Annotated in this window: 17 protein-coding genes and 1 pseudogene; 7 read left to right on the forward strand and 11 right to left on the reverse strand. The window is 68.7% G+C overall.

Annotated features, from left to right (window positions below; all coding sequences use genetic code 11):
* Positions 1-3: 3 nt before the first annotated feature.
* Both fxsBH and ACIRF9_RS21105 read right to left on the reverse strand, forming a co-directional pair.
* Positions 4-2148, reverse strand: a complete 2145-nt coding sequence (fxsBH, locus tag ACIRF9_RS21100; RefSeq protein ID WP_403824172.1) for a radical SAM/SPASM protein FxsBH, inactivated beta-hydroxylase extension form — start codon at positions 2146-2148, stop codon at positions 4-6.
* A gap of 157 nt (positions 2149-2305) precedes the next feature.
* Entirely contained in the window at positions 2306-2485 is a 180-nt protein-coding gene (locus ACIRF9_RS21105) for a hypothetical protein (protein WP_403824175.1), read from the reverse strand.
* A 254-nt stretch (positions 2486-2739) separates the two neighbouring features.
* Here ACIRF9_RS21105 and ACIRF9_RS21110 point away from each other — a divergent pair, with 254 nt between their 5' ends.
* Positions 2740-3657, forward strand: a complete 918-nt coding sequence (locus ACIRF9_RS21110) for a DUF4231 domain-containing protein (RefSeq protein WP_403824177.1) — start codon at positions 2740-2742, stop codon at positions 3655-3657.
* 57 nt (positions 3658-3714) lie between these two features.
* Here the strand turns inward: ACIRF9_RS21110 and ACIRF9_RS21115 are convergent, their stop codons facing one another.
* The 3 genes from ACIRF9_RS21115 to ACIRF9_RS21125 form a co-directional block, all read right to left on the reverse strand.
* On the reverse strand, positions 3715-4194 hold the full coding sequence (locus ACIRF9_RS21115; RefSeq protein WP_403824635.1) for a hypothetical protein: 480 nt from the start codon (positions 4192-4194) through the stop codon (positions 3715-3717).
* A 177-nt stretch (positions 4195-4371) separates the two neighbouring features.
* Positions 4372-4917, reverse strand: coding sequence for an AAA family ATPase (locus ACIRF9_RS21120; RefSeq protein WP_403824180.1), 546 nt, complete (start codon positions 4915-4917; stop codon positions 4372-4374).
* A 111-nt stretch (positions 4918-5028) separates the two neighbouring features.
* Positions 5029-5568 carry a hypothetical protein gene (locus tag ACIRF9_RS21125; RefSeq protein ID WP_403824183.1) on the reverse strand — a complete coding sequence of 180 codons (540 nt, stop codon included), beginning with the start codon at positions 5566-5568 and terminating at the stop codon, positions 5029-5031.
* 249 nt (positions 5569-5817) lie between these two features.
* On the opposite strand from ACIRF9_RS21125, the gene ACIRF9_RS21130 reads away from it, so the two are divergent.
* Positions 5818-7536: a serine/threonine-protein kinase gene (locus ACIRF9_RS21130; RefSeq protein WP_403824186.1), complete on the forward strand. Its 1719-nt coding sequence runs from the start codon at positions 5818-5820 to the stop codon at positions 7534-7536.
* Between the two features lie 201 nt (positions 7537-7737).
* Here ACIRF9_RS21130 and ACIRF9_RS21135 read toward each other — a convergent pair whose 3' ends face one another.
* A complete protein-coding gene (locus ACIRF9_RS21135; RefSeq protein ID WP_403824190.1) occupies positions 7738-8397 on the reverse strand; it encodes a hypothetical protein in 660 nt (219 codons plus the stop codon).
* Positions 8398-8752: 355 nt separating this feature from the next.
* Here ACIRF9_RS21135 and ACIRF9_RS21140 point away from each other — a divergent pair, with 355 nt between their 5' ends.
* Positions 8753-9304, forward strand: a complete 552-nt coding sequence (locus ACIRF9_RS21140; RefSeq protein ID WP_403824193.1) for a S1 RNA-binding domain-containing protein — start codon at positions 8753-8755, stop codon at positions 9302-9304.
* Positions 9305-9341: 37 nt separating this feature from the next.
* Here the strand turns inward: ACIRF9_RS21140 and ACIRF9_RS21145 are convergent, their stop codons facing one another.
* Positions 9342-9950 (reverse strand): transposase, encoded by a 609-nt coding sequence (locus tag ACIRF9_RS21145; protein WP_403824196.1) that lies wholly within the window; start codon positions 9948-9950, stop codon positions 9342-9344.
* 216 nt (positions 9951-10166) lie between these two features.
* Positions 10167-10553 carry a DUF4440 domain-containing protein gene (locus ACIRF9_RS21150; protein WP_403824199.1) on the reverse strand — a complete coding sequence of 129 codons (387 nt, stop codon included), beginning with the start codon at positions 10551-10553 and terminating at the stop codon, positions 10167-10169.
* A gap of 457 nt (positions 10554-11010) precedes the next feature.
* On the opposite strand from ACIRF9_RS21150, the gene ACIRF9_RS21155 reads away from it, so the two are divergent.
* A complete protein-coding gene (locus tag ACIRF9_RS21155) occupies positions 11011-11778 on the forward strand; it encodes a hypothetical protein (RefSeq protein WP_403824202.1) in 768 nt (255 codons plus the stop codon).
* Positions 11779-13084: 1306 nt separating this feature from the next.
* Here ACIRF9_RS21155 and ACIRF9_RS21160 read toward each other — a convergent pair.
* Positions 13085-13489 carry a type II toxin-antitoxin system PemK/MazF family toxin gene (locus ACIRF9_RS21160; protein WP_403824205.1) on the reverse strand — a complete coding sequence of 135 codons (405 nt, stop codon included), beginning with the start codon at positions 13487-13489 and terminating at the stop codon, positions 13085-13087.
* A gap of 333 nt (positions 13490-13822) precedes the next feature.
* On the opposite strand from ACIRF9_RS21160, the pseudogene ACIRF9_RS21165 reads away from it, so the two are divergent.
* Positions 13823-14544, forward strand: a pseudogene (locus ACIRF9_RS21165) (IS701 family transposase).
* A gap of 24 nt (positions 14545-14568) precedes the next feature.
* Positions 14569-14958: a hypothetical protein gene (locus tag ACIRF9_RS21170; RefSeq protein ID WP_403824208.1), complete on the forward strand. Its 390-nt coding sequence runs from the start codon at positions 14569-14571 to the stop codon at positions 14956-14958.
* A gap of 138 nt (positions 14959-15096) precedes the next feature.
* On the opposite strand, the gene ACIRF9_RS21175 is transcribed toward ACIRF9_RS21170, so the two are convergent.
* Together ACIRF9_RS21175 and ACIRF9_RS21180 are read right to left on the reverse strand one after the other, a co-directional pair.
* The gene (locus tag ACIRF9_RS21175; RefSeq protein ID WP_403824210.1) at positions 15097-15690 is read right to left on the reverse strand and encodes a hypothetical protein; all 594 of its coding nucleotides are present in this window, start codon (positions 15688-15690) and stop codon (positions 15097-15099) included.
* A gap of 80 nt (positions 15691-15770) precedes the next feature.
* On the reverse strand, positions 15771-16127 hold the full coding sequence (locus tag ACIRF9_RS21180) for a winged helix-turn-helix domain-containing protein (RefSeq protein WP_403824213.1): 357 nt from the start codon (positions 16125-16127) through the stop codon (positions 15771-15773).
* A 305-nt stretch (positions 16128-16432) separates the two neighbouring features.
* Here ACIRF9_RS21180 and ACIRF9_RS21185 point away from each other — a divergent pair, with 305 nt between their 5' ends.
* The gene (locus ACIRF9_RS21185; protein ID WP_403824216.1) at positions 16433-17230 is read left to right on the forward strand and encodes a hypothetical protein; all 798 of its coding nucleotides are present in this window, start codon (positions 16433-16435) and stop codon (positions 17228-17230) included.
* Positions 17231-17434: the final 204 nt, after the last annotated feature.

A 17434-nucleotide genomic window follows, 5' to 3' on the forward strand; every position in this document is an offset into this window, starting at 1 on the left:
CCGTCAGCCACGGCGCCCCGCCCACTGCGACCACATCCGCGCCACCAGCACCGCGCCGGTGCGGGTCAGTTCGCGCTCCGGCAGCAGGGTCAGGGCGGTGAGTGCCCGTGCGGCCTCGTCGTACGCCTGCCGGCCCAGCCTCTCGTCCGCCTGGTCCAGCAGTTCGCCCGCCGGGCTGCCCAGCCGGTGCAGATCGGCCGTCGCGCGCAGGGCGGTGAGCCTGGCCCGGCGTCCGATGCGCGGCAACTCGCGGGCGAATTCCTTGGGTTGCACGTCCACGGCCACGCCCAGCGCCCCGAACCCGTGCTCACCGAGCAGCAGACCGCTGCCCGCCTCCAAGGGAGTGAGGACGATGGGATGGAACGCGTCCGGATCGCCGTCGCGCTCAGGAGCGTCCTTCTCCAGGATCCCGTAGGCCTGTCTCAGCCGCTCGATGAACGCGTCGCCCTCCAGCGGCGGGGCGACGGCGGCCGGATAGCAGTCGCGGTAGGGGTCGCCGTCGTCGATGAGCGGACCGTCCGGTTCCCACAGCCGGGACAGAGGACGCCAGCGAGGTGAGGCGGCGGCCGAGTCGAGCCGCACCAGCGTCCCCTCCGGATCCCCGTCGCCGCGCACCCGGAAGGCGTTCGCCGTCACACCGACCTCGATCCGACCGGGGGCGTCCAGCCGGTAGGTGCCCAGGGTGGGCAGGTGCAGACGAGTGCCGGGCTGCTCCCAGGCCAGGGTGGCCGACACTCCTGCCCTCAAGGCCGCCGCGGCGGCCAGCGACATGAACCGTGCGGGGTCGGCACGGCCCTGCAGTGACCGCTGCAGGCCTGTCCGCACATAGGGATGCCGGAGCACCTCGTCCAGGTACGGGGCGGAGTCCGGAGCGCTGTCCAGCGCCACCACCAGGCGCCAGGCCTCCGGCCAACCCGGCTCGGGCCTCAGGTGCTCCTGCACGCGGCGCAGCAGGACCGCGTCCAACTCACGCTGTGAGGAGCGTAGTTGATGCGTACTGACGACGGCCGGGGAGAACGAGGAGTCGGTCACCCGGTCGGCGATGCCCTCCACCAGAGAGCGGAGATCACCACAGAAGACGCTGGGATTGTCGAAGCCGTGCCCGGACCTGTAGCGGTGCCCGTACAGCCCACCGCCGCAACTGCGCACGACCGGACAGCGGCGGCACGTGTCACTGATTCCGTCCAGACCCAACTGGCGTGCCTGTAACCCGGGATGTTCGGCGAACTCCGCGAAACCGTGCCGGAAGACGTCGTACCCCGTCTCGGGAGCCCCCGCGTACGCCGTCTTCAGCCAGTCCGCCTGTTCGAAGGTGCCGTCCGTCTCGATCACGGCGAGATCGCTGGGCGCGAGCCCGAGCGCCTCGGTCAGGCTGGGACCGCCACGCAGGGTGCTGAGCACCGAGTCGAACGTACGTACCGGCATGGGGCGGCCCTGCTGCTCCCAGCGATCGAAGATCGCGAGCAGCCAATCGGCGTAAGGGGTCTTGGCCCCGGCGGGGTTGGGCGGCGGGCTGTCCCACGTGGAGTGCGGCAGGAGGTAGTCGATCCGGGGCGCCTCGAGTGCGGTGAGCGCGTCGTGCACGGCGACGGGATCGTTGGCCACGTCGACCGTGCACAGCACCCCGCTGAACAGATGGCGGTACTCGGGCTCCTGGAGCAGGCGGATGCCGCGCACCACACGGTCGTAGCTGCTGCGCCCCCGCCGGTCGAGCCTGTGACGGTCGTTGGCCGCCCGGTCCCCGTCGAGCGACACACTGACCCGGACCCCGAACTCCTTGCAGACGTCCAGATGACGGCGGTTGAGGGTCACCGCGTTGGTGTGCATGCGCAGGTCGAGCGTGGTGTGGGGGGAGAGGGGGCGGGTGAGTTCCGCGCAGATGTCCCGCAGCCGGGCCGGTCCGACCAGCAGGGGCTCACCGCCGTGCAGGATCACCGACACCGACTCCAGGGACCGCGAGACGGCGTACTCGGCGAGCCGTCCGGCGACGGAACGCACCGTCTCCGGGCGGATGAACGTCGGGCGGGACCGCCAGCTCTGGTCTGCGTGCTGGTACACGTAACAGTGGTCACACAGCAGATCACACCTGCTGTGGATCTTCAGGACCAACTGTCTCAGAGGTGGATGGTCCGGCGCCTTACTCGTCACTGGAGGGAGTGTGCCATGCCGACCACCCCACGACACGTCAAACCACGAAAGCGCAGGGGGCATTGACGCCCCATCGAATCACGGACGTAGGTACGCGCGGCGGACGAATCCGCCGGGCGCACCCCGTCCGTGTGACGTTCTCGCGTCGGCGTCCGGGTCAGGAGGCCGAGTTGAAGGTGATCGGCCGGCCGGAGCGGCGATCGGGGACGTCCGTCACGCGGCCCGCGGCGCGCGCGGCGGCGGCCGCGTACGGGTCGATGTCCGTCAGACGGGTCCGGCGAGTGGCCGAGACGAGGGTCTGGGAGGGGCGCTTCATGGGCGTCACGTCGAGGATCATGGCGGTTTCGTCGCTCCGGTTCGGATCGATGGGAACAGCAGGGTTGTCGGGGTGCGTCGTCTTGGGTGTCCCCGGATTTCCCCGGAGAGACGAACCGTCGAGCGAGTCTGCTCCCGATAGTGCGGACCTTATACCAGGAAGCCCAGGACAACCTGTCGAGCGGGGACTGGTTCCGCCGGTCCATCCATTCGTACCCTGGGACTTCGGGGGCGCGCGGAAGAAGTCGGGGGCGCGCAGCGATTTCGGGGGGCGCCATGGCGACCGGTACGACTCCTGCACCGAGCACCCTGCTGAGCGAGCGGGACCTGCCACCGCTGTTCCGGTGGAGTGATCAATGGGCGTTACGCCATCAGAGCGAGTCCTTCAAAGCGGTCCGCACGCATCTGCTCGTGCTGCTCCTGGCCACCGCGGCCGCCATGCTGATCGAGCAGGCCTCCGGCCATCTCATGGCGGTGCTCGCTGCCGTCCTGTACGGCGTGACGATCCTCCTCGGTCTGCACACCTCGCGCCGCCGCTCCCGCACCCACTGGCAGGCGCACCGGGCGGCCGCCGAGCTGGTGAAGACGCTGGCCTGGCAGTACATGGTGCACGGCGGCCCCTTCCACTCCAAGGTCGCGGACCCGGACGCGGTGTTCGCCGAGCGGCTCGAGGAGCGGCTGCGCGAGCTGCGCAAGTGTGGCTGGGAGGACTCCCGGGACGGGGTCCAGGAACTCGGGAAAGGGCAGATCACCCCGCAGATGCGCGCCGTACGGGCCAAGTCGTACGCCGCCCGCCGGGACATCTACCTGCGTGACCGGCTGCTCGAACAGGCGGTCTGGTACAAGAACCGGGCAGCGCGCGCACACCGCGCCGCCGCCCGCTGGTCGGCCCTCACCGCCGGCCTGACCCTGTTCGCCCTGGCGGCCGCCCTGCTGCGCACCGCCGGACTGCTCGGCGGCGCGGACCTGGCAGGACTGCTCAGCGCGGCCGCGGCGGCGGGCGTGGCCTGGCAGGAGGTACGACGCCACGGACCGCTGACGCACGCCCACTCCCTCATCGAACAGGATCTGGAGACGGCCCGGGTCGCCATGTCCACCACGGTCACCGAGGCGGGCTGGGCCGATGCCGTGGGGGAGGCGGAACGTCTGATGTCTCCTGCCCACACGGAATGGCTCGTGCGCTTCGGTGGCTGAACGTCAGTTCGCCGAGACGGCGAACGACTTGACCGGCCGGTGGGGGCGCGTTGCCGGTCAGTCCCTGAGCACGCCCGCCTGCCACAGCACCGTCACCGGCACCCCCAGGCGCCGTGCGTAGGCGACCACGTCTCCGGTGCCGCCCGGGCCGCGGGCCGGACGGCCGTCCCAGACGGCGATCAGATGGTCGACGTGCTCCACGATCCATTGGCCGGCCGCGACGTAGGCCTTCTCGTGCGTCGGCTGGAGGGGCAGATCGATCCTGGTCGTACAGGACCTGAGGATTCTGCGGTACGTGTGTCGAGTCTCCTCGTCGCCCAGGTGCGTCTCGTAGTCCATGCCCGGGATCACCGCCGTCACCGGGACGCCGTATTCCAGGGCGATGTCGGCGAACAACTGGTCGGCGCCGGCGGCGAGACTGCTGACGGCCTCCAACTCGACGTCCCTACGGCTGAACTGGCGCCGCAGGGCGGAGCGGACGTACGGGAGGACGGAGTCGGGGATCGAACGGTGTCCGGTCACGCCGACGCGGAGCACCGCGAGACGGGGGACCGCGGGCGCCCTGTCGAGGAACTCGGTGGTATCGGTCGTCACGGAACGCCCCCTCCGGTCACCAACGGCAATTACACCCTAACGCAGAGCTATGGAGGGGCGCAGGGGGCGCATCGGCTCACATCCGTGCATGCCCCCCTACGCGATCAGGCCCTGGGTGTCCTACGGCTCTGAACTCGCGCCGACGCGGGCGAGCACCGAGTCGGCCAACTCCCGCGGGGACAGCTCACCGTCCAGGAAGACCGTGTCGCCGGGCAGGGTGTCGACCGCTGCCATGCACTGCTCGATCCTGTCCTTGCACCACCGCCGGACCCGCTCCTCCCGCCCGGGATCATCGTGGAAGGAGATCCGTCCGTCGATCCGCTGCTCCAGGACCTCTCGCGAGACCTTGAGGAAGAAGTGGTGAACGTCGACGCCCGCCTCCTTCAGCGCGCCGAACACCTCACCGACATAGCCGGGGTTGACCAAGGTCATGGGAACCAGGACCGGACGCCCGTACTCCTCGACCAGCCCCACCGCCAGGTCGGCGACCTGCCGCCGCCAGAGCCGCAGATCCTGGAAGTCGCCGGTCGGCACCTCCACGATCTCCCGCAGCACAAAGCCGACCATTTCCGGGTCGTAGACCAGCGCTTCGGGCCAGCGCGGACGCAACTCCTCCACCAGCGTGGTCTTCCCACTGCCGAACGCACCGTTCACCCAGACGATCAACGCATTCCTCCCCATCCCGTCGCCGCGCCCACGCGCCCGCCCGCCTATCACACCGCACCGCACCTCACCGCCACCGTCACCCCGATCCGGGGATGACCAAGGCGGTAGGCCTCAGGCCTGGCCGAGGGTGTGCTCCTTCAGGAAGGCTCCCGCATGGGCTGCGGCCTCCTCCTTCGTGGCGTACGAGGCGCCGGCGTCGGCCGCCCCCCGTGTTCCGTCCGCGCCTTTGCCGCTCCACCGCCAGCCGCCGGACGAGGGCTCCTGTGTCAGTTCGGCCGTTCCGCCGCAGAGTTCGAGCGCGCTGCTCGTCCGCGCCGCCGCTGTGGTCGCGGGGCGGCTGACGGCTTCGGGCCACTTCTTGCGGGCGCCTTGCCGGGTGATGCCCCACACGGCGCCCATCTGCTCGTAGCTCGCACCGTAGGACCCGGCGGTGCCGGCCGCGATCGCCGTCAGCCGTTTGACCTCCGCGTCCACCACCTTCCACGCGGCCAGCACGGACAGCGTCACTTCGACGGGGTCCGCCTCCCACATGCGTTCCTCGGGCAGCCCCGACGCTCGGGAGCGCAAGGCTGATGCGAGCGGGTTGAGGGCGTCGTACAGAGCCTTGTCGAGCTCTGCCTGTTCTTCGGGAGTGATCTCGAATGAGGCCATGCGGCAACTCTAGTTAACGAATGGCGAGCCGTAAACCAAAGTTGTCGTTCGCGGGCTCCCGAAGGACTGTCAATCGGCGTGCCTTTTTACGGGCGTTCGGTTCCGACGAGCACCGCTCCGGCGCGATGCAAGCCGATGACGACGCGTCACCCGTGTGGGTTAAGCTCACGCGGATGCCGGGCGGTGCCCCGTGCTCGCCGTCCACGGTGTTGCGCCCTGCCGCGGCCCGAGTACCGCCCGGAGAAGATCATGAGAAGTCTGGATCCCGCGGATCCGCCGGCCATCGGCGGCTACTCCCTGCTGGCAAGACTCGGCGCCGGAGGCATGGGCCAGGTGTTCCTCGCCCGTACGGCTTCCGGGCGCCCCCTGGCGTTGAAGACAGTGCGGGCCGAACTCGGTCTGGACCCGGGCTTCGAGGAGAGGTTCGCCCGCGAGATCGTCAGCAGCGACCAGGTGCGCTCCGCCTGGACGGCGGCGGTCGTCGACTACAGCCCCGCAGGGCAGCGGCCGCAGTGGCTGGCCACCGAGTACGTGGCCGCACCATCCCTCGCCGAGTGGGTGGAGCACCACGGCCCGCTGCCCGAGCCGGCCGTCCGGGCCCTGGCCGCGGAACTGGCGGAGGGACTGCGGGCAGTGCACCGGGCAGGCCTCACGCACCGTGACGTGAAGCCGTCCAACGTGCTCCTCGCCCGCCGTCACCCCCTGCTCATCGACTTCGGCATCGCCCGTGCCGCCGACGACACGCGGCACACCAGCACCGGCGGGGTCATCGGCTCGCCGGGATACATGGCACCCGAGCAGGCGACCGGAGGGATATCGGCCGCGCCCGGCGACGTCTTCTCCCTGGCCGCGACGCTGGTGTACGCGGCGACCGGCAAAGGGCCCTTCCTGAGGCGCGGCGAGGACCCGTCGGCGGCACAGCTGCTCTACCGGATCGTCCATGAGGAGCCGGCGCTCCACGACGTACCGCCACAGCTCGTACCGCTGTTGGGCGACTGCCTGCACAAGTCGCCGCAGGACCGTCCCACCGCCGACGAACTCATGGAACGGATCGGCGGCGTTCCCGGTAGCTGGGCCGCGGCTCTGCCACCGGACCTGTCGGCGGACATCGCCGCGAGGGAAGCCGAGCTGCCGGCACTGCCGCAGCGCTCTGCGCCGTCGCCCGCACCGCCGTACCCGGTGCCCCCCATCCGCGTATCGACGACCGGATTCGGTCCGTACGCTGCCAGCGGTGGCGGTGGCGGTGGCGGTGGCGGTGGCGGCGGCGGTGCCCTTGCGCCGGCGGCGTACGGACCACCACCCGCCGCATACGCCCATCCCACGCCTCTTCCGGCCGGAACCGCTTCGGTCCCCGCGCTGACCGGTCCACCCGGCACGGGGGTGCCCCTGGCGCCCGTTCGGCGGCCGACGCGGGCCCGGACGACCGCCGTCGTCGCGGGCGTGGTGGCGGCCGCGGCCGTGGTCGCTGCACTGGCCTGGCTGCTGGACGGCACAGGTGACGGGACGAACGGCGCCCGGCGCACGACTCCGCCGCCGTCCCCCTCCCCGTCCCGTTCCACTGCCGCGGATGCCCTGCCCGCTTCCTGGGTGGGCACCTGGAAGGGAACCGGCCCGGGCAGCACTTCCGGTGACGGTGTCGTGAACGCCCGTACGACCGGCGTGTCCGTGTCCGTCACCCTGCATGCGGCGGACAAGGGCGACATCGTCGGCCGACAGGTCAGCCACGTCACCGACGCCGACAGCGGCCGGGACATCGGGTGCACCGAAACGCTGCGGCTGCGAGAGACCAACGGAACATCCATGGTCTTCGAGGCGGCCACCAGCGCCCCCACGGACCCTTCCATCGGCGAGCTGTGCGTGCGAGGCAACGTCTACACCCTGACGAAGACCGGCACCGACACCCTGACCCTGGGGAACGAGGGCAGCCAGGCGGGGGGGTCGCCCTCCCGCCTGACCCGCTTGCCGTGACGCAATGGCTCCCTGCTTCGGGCGGCGGGCGGCGGGCGGCGGGCGGCGGGCGGCGGGCTGGGGCGCAGAGGTCGGCGCCTGCCTCGCGGGCGTTGTGGTGGGGCAGGCGCCGTACGAAACCCCCACCTGGCAGCCCATGAAGCCTGCTAAGTGCTCCTCCAAAGAGCACCCGCACACACCTCGCACGACGCCGTGGCGGTGTCACGCATCGGTCGGCGCGGGCTGCTCCTCGGTCTGCGTGGGCGCGGCTGCATCCGCTGCGGCGACGGCGCTGTAGAAGACGGACGCGCCCTGCTTGCTGCGCTCTGCTTGGGATTTCGCGACGAGGCCTTCCAAAGTGGTCCTTACCACGGTTGCCTTGACCGTGCGTTCGGGGTGGGCCTGGCCGAGAGTGGTGGCGATCTCCGCTGCCGAACGGGGTTCGCTCTGCTCGGCGAGGTGGCGGCGGACCAGGTCGACCAGCGTCGGCGGTGCCGTCTTCGCGGCGTCGGTCTTGGCTGCGCGCTTGCGGCCGGCAGGCTTTTCGGCTCGGGGGGCGGGAGGGGCAGCGGCCTTGGTCTTCTTCGGCTGCGTCCGCTTGCTCGTGCCGGATGCGCCGGCGGACTTCTTACGGGGCGCGGGCACCGAGACGCTGTCGGACGGCTCAGCCGTCCTGGCCGGCGCCAGCGTCGGCGCCGCGTCGATGGCCTGCTGGATGCTGACCAGCACGCCGTGGTCCCGCTGAAGAGCTGCCAGTTGCTCGTTCAGAGCGGCGATTTCCGCGCCGATACGTTCCTGTTCCTTGGCGTTGCGTTCCAGGTCGGCGGTCACCTGAGCGGTGTACTGCGACGCGAGTTCGGTGACGGAAGCGTTCTCGGACATGTAACGCACGACCTTTCCTCGGGGTGTAGCACCGGACGGGTCTGCCCTGCGCGCCGCCTGGGCGGGCCGATGCCCGCCAGGCGCGCAGCGATGGTGTCACGGGCAGAGCACCGCTGGAGAAATGGTACGGACAAGCGGAGCGGATGATTCGCCTCAAGCATGAGACTCCTTGGATCCCCATGGGGCGCCTTACCGCATCCGGCGGAACCGCCACTGTTCGGGGCTGCTCGTCGCCGGCACCCTGACGGTACGCCTGAACAACTCGGCCCCGCCGCTCGTGAAGCTGCCTGGCCGGCCCATGACCAGCACCTCGGAAAGCGCTCACGGCGCAGCTCGTGAGTGCCATGATCAGCGTATGAGTGAGTACTCCTGGCCTTCCGAACACGGCAGGTGCCAAGCGGCCGGTGCCGCCGCGGCCTGGACCGACACGGTTCGCTCTCTGCCTGTCGGCACCCCGATCGCCGGTGAGGTCGTCGGCAGACAGCCCTTCGGCGTCTTCCTCTCCATCGACGGCCGCCCTGAAGCCGTTGGACTGGCCAGAGTCGACAGGATGCCCAGGTGCATGGAACTGCCGACCGTGGGGCAACTCGTCACCGGCGAGGTGGTCTGGCACGCCGAGCACAATCACCAGGTGGGCATCATGCTCCGCGAGTGGGCCGAGCACGAGGACCTGCTCCCTCGGTTCGTGGAACGTGTGGGCCAGGTTGTCACCGGACGAGTCACGAAGATCGCGCCGATCGGATACTTCGTGCGCATCGCCGACTGCGTAGAGGGTCTCGTTCCGCTCACCGAGCCGGTCGCGGACCTTGCGCAGCTCGTCCGCGAGGACCAGGACGTGTCGGTGCGGATAGTCGCCGTCGACCTCGAGGCGACCCGTGTTCTGTTGTCAGCCGAAGATGTTGCCTAGGTCGTGTCCCGGCGATCACGCGTCTCGTTGGGGTGACTCATCGGATGATCAGGGCCTTTGAAATTGGCTCTGTCCGCAGTTTCGTGACGGAGATCGTGGAGTTCACGAGTGTTCGACTGGGGATGTCTGCCCGCACGGGTTCGGCGGTACCCGCCCGTAGGGTGGCGAGGTGCTTGCGGCGGATGTCCCCGAAGCGGTGACGGGTCGGCTCGATGATTTGGGTGCGGGGCAGTTCCGGCGCACGCTTGGCTCCACCTCCTGCTCGGCGTGTTTGCGCAGGCAGCTGAGTTGCTGGTGACAGGTCTTCTCCACCGCCGCGGACAGGTTCTGAAGCAGGTGCCAGCGATCTGCGTCTTCTCGGGGCGTTGGGAGCGGCCTCCTTGATTGCCTTCGTATTGGCGGTGGCCCAGTCCCTGCAGATGATCTCCGCATCGGGATGCTGCTTGAGCCAGGCCGCGAAGGGCTCCCAGGCACGGTCGGGCAGCACGTCCACGACCCGGCCGGCCTCGACGCCGACCAGCACGGTGCCATAGGTGCAGCCCTTGCGGAAGGCGAACTCGTCAACCTCAGCAGGCGGGTCTTGCCCGTGGCCAGCCGCAGACGTCGGCAGCCGTCCAGCCAGGCCATCGTGCGCTCGACCCCCCAACGATGTCGCCCAGGCTCAAGGCCTTGACCGGTATGGGTGTGGGCGCCAGAGATGCCCACTGAGATCGGCAGCCCGTTGCCGAAGACCGGTGGGAGCTGCCGCTGGGTGCACCCTGTCCTGGCAACGTGGATGATCGCCGCGAGTACTGCCCGGTCGTCAGCTCGCTCCGTTATTTCCAGCGAGTCACAACGAACGATCACCGTCCGAGACTCGTAGTTACATGCTGCCGGGCGGGATGGGTGTGGCCTGGTGGTAGTACAGCTGCCACGTTGTGGCCGCACCCTGCTTGCGCCAGAGCGAACTCCGCCGTGCCCGTTTTCCGTCCAACGTGGTCTCATAGGTGAGGTGCACCAGCCCGGGTGCCAGCAGGACACCGGTGAACTGCGAGGGCTCATAGCGCGGACGGCTTTCTGTCGCACCGTCCAGCTCGGGCAGGGCGGCAAGCATCTCGTCATACGTCCATCGCCGCCCCGAAGCGCCGACCTCTACGAAGTCCGGGTCCAGTAGCTGTCGGGCAAGCGAGCGTGATGTGCGCACGCTGGGATCCATAAGACGCAGCTCTCCTGCGATCGCTTCGCGTACCTCATCCGTCTCTCGGCTCATGCAGGCATCTTCGCCCAGGTGACCAAGCCGATCGCAACCGAGTTACCACCCCGTCAGCCCGGTGCTCGACCGTCGGTGCCGGTCGGTCAAGGTCGGCACCGGTTCGGCGAATGTCTTCCGGGAACACCTCCAGTCGTAGAAGTACCGGCGCACCCGCAGTACCGGCGCACCCGCAGCCGGACCACGCGTCTCGCCTGCTTCCGGCAGTCCGGGCACCGGCCCGGCCGACCGATGGCCACGGACTCGGGGAAACTGCACATCCTCAACCGCCTTGCTCGCCACGACAGGAAACACACTGAGTGATGTGGAGTTGAGCCGCGAGGAGGCCCTCGCGCTCGTACAGCGGAGCACGCAAGCGGACTACGCCTCAGAGTGATGCAAGGCCCCGTCCCACCGAGTACAGTGGCGATCTTCGGCCGGCGGAAGCCGTACGGAGTCCCCGAAGGCCGGGCACATCATGCATCTCGCCGACCGTCCCGCACGCCGCCGCCTCAGCGCCGCCCTGGAGAACCTCACCGTCACCTTCCAGGGCATGACCGCGCATCCGGACGAGCACAACTGCGAATGCCACTGGGGTGGCCCGGAGGAACTCTCCCTTCTGAAGACGCCGGATGTGGAGCTGGAGCCGGACCTCCTGCGCCGGACCTGGCAGGCCATCGACTGGACCGATCACGCGGCCGTACTGCGCCGCATCCTGCCGCAGTTCGCGAGGGTCCTGGTCGCCGGTCGCGCGGAACCCCTCTCCGGACTGGAGGAGGCCGGATACTCCTTCGCCCGCGGCCGATGGCAACAGTGGCCCAACGAACAGGCCGATTCGGTACGTGAGTTCCTCCATGCCTGGTGGGTGCAGAGCCTCACCGATCCGGATGCGGCCGTCCCGGCACATCAGGTCTTCGTGATGTGTGCCGAGGCGTCCGGAACGCTCGGCCCTTGGCTTGTCGACTGGGAAGAGCAGACCGGGTACCTCAGCGACCGACGTCTCGCCGAGGCGGCCGCGGAATGGGAGTACGAACTCCTGGGAGACGGCCTGCCCTGGAGCGTCGCCTGGTACGAGCACGACGAGGACGAACTGCGCGCCGAACTGGTTGCCTGGCTCCTCAGCCACGCTTCCATGCGGCTCCGCGAGTCGGGCGCATCGGCGGATCTGCAGCACCGGATACGGCTGCTCGGACTCACCGGTGAGGACCGCTGGACGGATCCGCACTGGCCCGGCCACGGCTACTGACGGCCGGCGGACGCGAAGGTGCGCCTTGCTGCCCCAAGGAGACCGCCCTGTCGGAGCATATGTGTTGGCCGCGCATGGATGCCTACGTCCAGTGCTGTTGATGTCGCCTATGGATGTCAGAGAGATTCTGGGCAGGGCGCCTCCGAGTCCGAGGAAACCGTCCGGGGGTGGGGACCTTCCATCCGTACGTCAGGGCGAGCACGACGCATCTGGCATCTCGGCGGTCGTAGCCGGTCGCTTCCCTGATCTCGGTGATGGCTTCCTGCCACTTCCCCTGCTGGATCAGCTGTCGTGCTCGTTCTTGCGCGAGCCTTGGGACGGGGATCTCAAGGGCACGGATGATGTCTGCATCCCAGCGCTGTCGGCGCGCACGCCGGATTCGTATCCAAGTTCCTATCGACCACTTCATGACCGAGTTGGCCCACTCAAGTGACTCAGAGCCTTCGATGTCGGTGTACCAGGTCCCGAGAAGTTCCCAGGAGACGCTGACGGTGGCGTCCCCGATGCGGAGAACCAGGACGTCGTCGTCCCGGACGATCTCGCATGGCAGCGACTTCGGCGTGAGGTGGCTGGAGAGCTTGCTGGCAGGTAGGTCGAATCATGGCGTCGTCGGACTGGGCCGGCTTCCCGTGCGTTCCCGAAATTGGTGTGCGGCGGGGTCGTGATGGTCGGCACCCTGGGTCTATGAGTCGTTGGAAGCTCTACGACAACTGGTACGCCGATCTGGCCAGCCTCTCTGTCGAGCAACTGCGGGAGCGCAGGGCCCTCGCCGCTCAGCGGGCTGGGGGTACCGTGGCGCGTGGCATGGGGCGCAACCCCAAAGCCGCGAGGGAGTGGCGGCAGAGGCTTCGCGCTGTCGATGACGAACTTTTGAGGCGGGGTGTCCAGGGAGCGTAGCCACTGTGTGAGCCGTCTGGGCGCCCCTGTGCCTCACGGCGATGACCTCTTCGGAGCGTTGTTTGGGGGCGTGACGTGTGGTGATCCCTGCGTTAGTCCGGTGGTGCCGGGACGCGTGAGTGCGCTGCCGTGCGTGACTGGCTCACCAACGTGCAACTGCCCTCCCACATACCGGACTTGATCCCGGTTGAGGGCATCGGGTCCGTTGTCACGGCGCGGCCCGCTGGCCGACACCGCATCACCGACGACGACCACCTCGAACGCACCCTCCGCTGGGGCTCTCGTCATGTCTAGTACTCCAGCCGTAGATCGTGATCTTGCGGGTGGCGCCCCGGAGGGGTAGATGGGGACACCGTTGATCATCTCGACGAGATCGGCCGGGCTGTCAGGGAGGCCGTTCTTTCTCCGCCTACTTGAGCTCGCCGAGACGGAGGGCGTCCCTGATGTCGCTGAGCTTCGCAGCCGTAGCTGGGGTCCACTCCTTCTCCTGTTCACTGAGACGGAGCGCATCCTCAATCGCACTGAGCTTCGCGGAGGACAGGACGCCCGCCTGCCCGATCAGGTCGTCCCGGGACAGTGTGGTCAGCCAGGTGCAAGGGGTGATGCCCGGATGCGAGAAGCCGAACCGCAGCACGCCTTCGAAGGGCAGTCCTTCCGTAGCTCCTGCTGCCACTTCGACTCCCAGACCGCTGATGTCGACGTCAGCCGGAGCGACGACCTGCATCGCCCGGAACCCGCGCGCCTCGTCTCCCGACAGGAGTACGACCGGCCGCCGCTCGTCGAACTCGACCCACCAGACTTCGCCGCGTTGCACATGTCCTCCTGGCCCGGGACTGCGGGCGAACCCCGCACGCTCGCGACCGAAGCACGGAAGTAGCGCAGCCCCGTCTCCGGACGCCTTGACTGTTTGAAGGACTCTAATCTGTGTCGCCAGGTCGGCCGCCACTACCTGGCCAACGATCCTGATCTTTGGTGGGGGCTGCCGTGGGAACGCGTGCGGCCACCGCTGATCATCGGTGTGTGAAGACAGATGATCATGCGGTGGCCGCAGGTCACAGCGTAGACCCTGCCGGTTGGCAGGAAGTGTTCGAGGGCCTGATGGGTCGGATCGCGAGCCCGGTTCGCGCGGGTCGAACCTCGGCATCGGGTGCGGCAGTTGATACTCGGGCTCCTGGCGGACCTGCCGCGCAAGAACTGCTGGACGATCGCAGAGCATGTCGGGGACGCCACGCCGGACGGGTTGCAGCACCTGCTGGGGCGGGCGAAGTGGGACGCCGACCTGGTCCGTGACGACCTGTGCGGCTTCGTGCTGGAGCACCTGGCGGACGACCAGGCGGTGCTGGTGGTCGACGAGACCGGCGACCTGAAGAAGGGCACCCACACTGTGGGAGTGCAACGCCAGTACAGCGGCACCGCGGTCAGGATCGAAAACGCGCAAGTCGCGGTGTACCTCACCCACACCTCCCGGCACGGGCACGCCGCCATCGACCGCGCTTCGCGACCAAGCCGCATCTGGGTCAGCAGATGATCGAACGCGCCCTGGACGCCGGAGTGTCAGCTGCGTGGGCGGCTGGCGACGAGGTCTACGGCGATAACCCGAACCTGCGCACCGCCCTGGAGGCAAGACAGTTGGGCTACGTGCTCGCGGTCTCCTGCACCTACCGCGTCCCCACCCCGGCCGGCCCTCAGCGTGCCGACCACTTGGCCAAGCGCATCCCTCGCCGGGCCTGGCAGAAACTGTCCGCCGGACGCGGCGCGAAGGGGCACCGCTGGTACGACTGGGCACTGGTCGCCATCACCACGGGCGAACCGACGGGCCATCGACACCTTATGATCCGCCGCAAACGCAGCACCGGCGAACTGGCCTAGTACCGCTGCTACTCGCCCCGTCCGGTGCCGCTGTCCACGCTGGTCAAGGTCGCGGGAAGCCGCTGGACGGTGGAGGAGACGTTCCAGAGCTCGAAGGGACTGGCGGGGCTGGACGAGCACCAAGTGCGCCACTGGGACTCCTGGCACCGGTGGGTCACCCTGGCCCTGCTCGCCCACGCCTTCCTCGCCGTCACCACCGCCCTCGAACGCCGCAACCAGGCCCAGTCCGACGACGGGACCAGCCCCGACGGACTGGTCCCGCTCACCTGCAACGAGATCCAGCGCCTGTTCACTACCCTGATCGCCCAACCCGCCCGCGACCTGGCCCAACGACTTCGCTGGTCCACCTGGCGCCGACGCCACCAAGCTCGCGCCCGCCACAGCAACTACCGCCGACAAGCCGCCCAGCCATGAAGATCACGATCTACGGCTGGAGTACTGGTTACGGCCGACGGCGAAGCGGAGCCACCAGAACCCGTCGCGGGCGGCGACATGTCGGCAGCCGGCGACGGTTCGGAGACTGCTGACCATGACCTGTGCGCTGAAGGCCGGTCACTGATCGCCGAACCCGTCGGCACGGCTCCAGCGGAGGGTGACGTCCCTCCTGAAGACGACCTCACTCCCGTCATCGGAGACGGAGGCCCGCTCCCAGCCGTCGAAATCCTTCGTGACGTTGACGTCCCACTTGGTCAGGCCGCCGGTGCCGACGGCGGCAATGGACTCGGCCGGGGGCTCGCCGTCGTAGCAATAGGGGCCGAAGTTCGCGATCGCCGCGACGGTTCCGCCGTTCGCCCGGAGCTCGATGCCCTGGCATGCGTCGGCCTTGGTGTGATGGATGACCTTCGCTTTGGTCCAGGCCTTCGCCCGAGGACTGTAGTGCTGCTCGACGAGCCCCTGACCCCGGCGGTAGTACATGGCCACCCGGCGACCGTCATCGAGTTTCACCTCGGCGTTGTACGGACTGGGACTGCCGCTCCAGGGGAGATCGCTCTTCTGCAACTGGAAGGTGTACGTGGAGGAGTCCTGGGAGGCGCTCTGGGAGGCGTCTTTCGCCGCCGAACTCGGGTGAGCGCACGCTGCCACGGCCGTCATCATCCACACTGACGCGGAACCCCAGGTCAGCACCTGGATACCAGACCTACGCATGCATGTCTCCCGTCACCTTGCCGCAGCATACGCGGCTGCACACCTCCGGTGGATGTAGTCCCGTGGTCCTCGTAACTGGCCTACTGGGCTACTGAATTGTTGTCGGCCGGCGGATGAGAGTGAGTTCGGTGCCAGCGAGGCAGCCGTCCATCAGGTCGGGCCGTAACTGGTGCGTTCGAGGTGGTCGTCGTCGATGAAGGCGTTGTTGCCCAGCGAGCCGCGCCGTAACAGCGGCAGCGTACTGAAGCATCGTGGCGCTCCACAGCCCGCCGGGCGGGACCCTGCCAGGACCAGCCGTGCCGGTGCATCAGCCGCCACACCCCGGCCGACAAGCAGTCGATCCAGAACTTCCAGGCGATCAGTGCTCTGATCCCGGCCAGAACCGGTCGTCGGGGCCGTGGAGGCGAGGGCGTCCATCCCGCCTTCCCGCCAGGCACGCCGCCAGCGTTCGGCCGACCGCTCGCTTGCCCGCAGATTCTTCGCGATCACCGCACTTTCCTCATCCCGCGTACTCGGGGCAGCCCAGGCGCGGCGGTAGTCGTAAATACGGGCTCGTACTGGGCCGAATTCGGCTGTTTGGCCAAATGAAAAGAGATGCCGTGCCGGGCGTCGCGAGCATCAAAGGGCTTCGTCCTGTGATCATGGAGCGTTCGTTAAAAGTGATCGATGAGGAGCTCCAGGTCGCGGGGGCCGATGTGCCGCCGCCGTGGGGCGCTCGCGGGAACGCTCTGTGGGTGATGCGGTGAACTGGTTGACCTCGCTGCCGGCGGTGGTGCTGGTTTTGGGCGGACTCTTTCTCGCCTTGCTGGTGGCGGCCGTGGCGCGGGTCGGCGTCCGGGCGCTCGTACCGGTCGGGGAACGGGATCGGGTGCCGCAGATCGCCACGCCCCTGATGCCGACACTCGGCGCCGCCTTCGCGATCTTTGCGGCACTCTCACTGGCCAGCGAGGCCGGCTATCTGCGCGCAGCCGAGGGGTTGGTAAGCGACGAAGCGGCCGCGGCCTCCCGCCTGGCATGGGCGGCGACAAGTCCGCGAGTCCAGTCGGAGCCGATCCATGCGGCCCTGCTGGACTACTTGCGGACCACGCGAGCCGGGGAGTGGGAGGGCACAGCAGCGGCGTCCGGTGACGACCCGGCCACCGCTCGCGCGATCGCACGGCTGGAGCGGAGTGTGCGCGCCGAGGCGGCCCGGCCCGATGTGGGAACCCCGACAGGCACGGAACTGGTGGTTTCCCTGGACGGTGTCACCAGCAGTCGTCGCGCCCGCGTCGCGGCCGCCTCGCGCGACGTTCCCGGGCTCTACGTCGTCACGCTTGTGGTCAGCGGACTGGCCCTGATCGTGAACTCCGGCGCACTGGTCTTCCGCAGCAGCCTGCGAACGTCGCTGCTCATCGTAGGTATTGCGAGTGTGGTCGGGCTGAGCCTGGCGTTGCTCTTCGCACTCAGTGGGCCCTGGAGCGGACCGTTCATCGTCAGTGGGCATCCACTCGACGCCATCATCGGGGACCTGAAGTCCGGCTTCTTCGAGGGCGGGTCGTAGAAGGCGGGTGTGATCAGTACGCCGAAACCTGGTCACCGGCAGCCGTGACCTGCGGTCGCCCGATCGACCGCATCAGGAGTTCGATCCGATCCTCAGGCGCTCGAACCGCAGATGCGTGCCCCCGCTGCTGCGACGAGGCAGTCCGCCTGGCACATCTGCAACGAGTCGGCCGAAATCTTCTTCCCCGTCGTCGGCGTCGTGCGA

It is taken from the genome of Streptomyces sp. NPDC096132 (assembly GCF_044763345.1).
Classification (GTDB): domain Bacteria; phylum Actinomycetota; class Actinomycetes; order Streptomycetales; family Streptomycetaceae; genus Streptomyces.

Coding starts and splice junctions, on each gene's coding strand:
- ACIRF9_RS21130 (WP_403824186.1), top strand. CDS start 5,818: ATGAGAAGTCTGGATCCCGCGGATCCGCCGGCCATCGGCGGCTACTCC.
- ACIRF9_RS21150 (WP_403824199.1), bottom strand. CDS start 10,553: ATGAGCCGAGAGACGGATGAGGTACGCGAAGCGATCGCAGGAGAGCTG.
- ACIRF9_RS21110 (WP_403824177.1), top strand. CDS start 2,740: ATGGCGACCGGTACGACTCCTGCACCGAGCACCCTGCTGAGCGAGCGG.
- ACIRF9_RS21135 (WP_403824190.1), bottom strand. CDS start 8,397: ATGTCCGAGAACGCTTCCGTCACCGAACTCGCGTCGCAGTACACCGCT.
- ACIRF9_RS21140 (WP_403824193.1), top strand. CDS start 8,753: ATGAGTGAGTACTCCTGGCCTTCCGAACACGGCAGGTGCCAAGCGGCC.
- ACIRF9_RS21105 (WP_403824175.1), bottom strand. CDS start 2,485: ATGATCCTCGACGTGACGCCCATGAAGCGCCCCTCCCAGACCCTCGTC.
- ACIRF9_RS21175 (WP_403824210.1), bottom strand. CDS start 15,690: ATGCGTAGGTCTGGTATCCAGGTGCTGACCTGGGGTTCCGCGTCAGTG.
- ACIRF9_RS21155 (WP_403824202.1), top strand. CDS start 11,011: ATGCATCTCGCCGACCGTCCCGCACGCCGCCGCCTCAGCGCCGCCCTG.
- ACIRF9_RS21125 (WP_403824183.1), bottom strand. CDS start 5,568: ATGGCCTCATTCGAGATCACTCCCGAAGAACAGGCAGAGCTCGACAAG.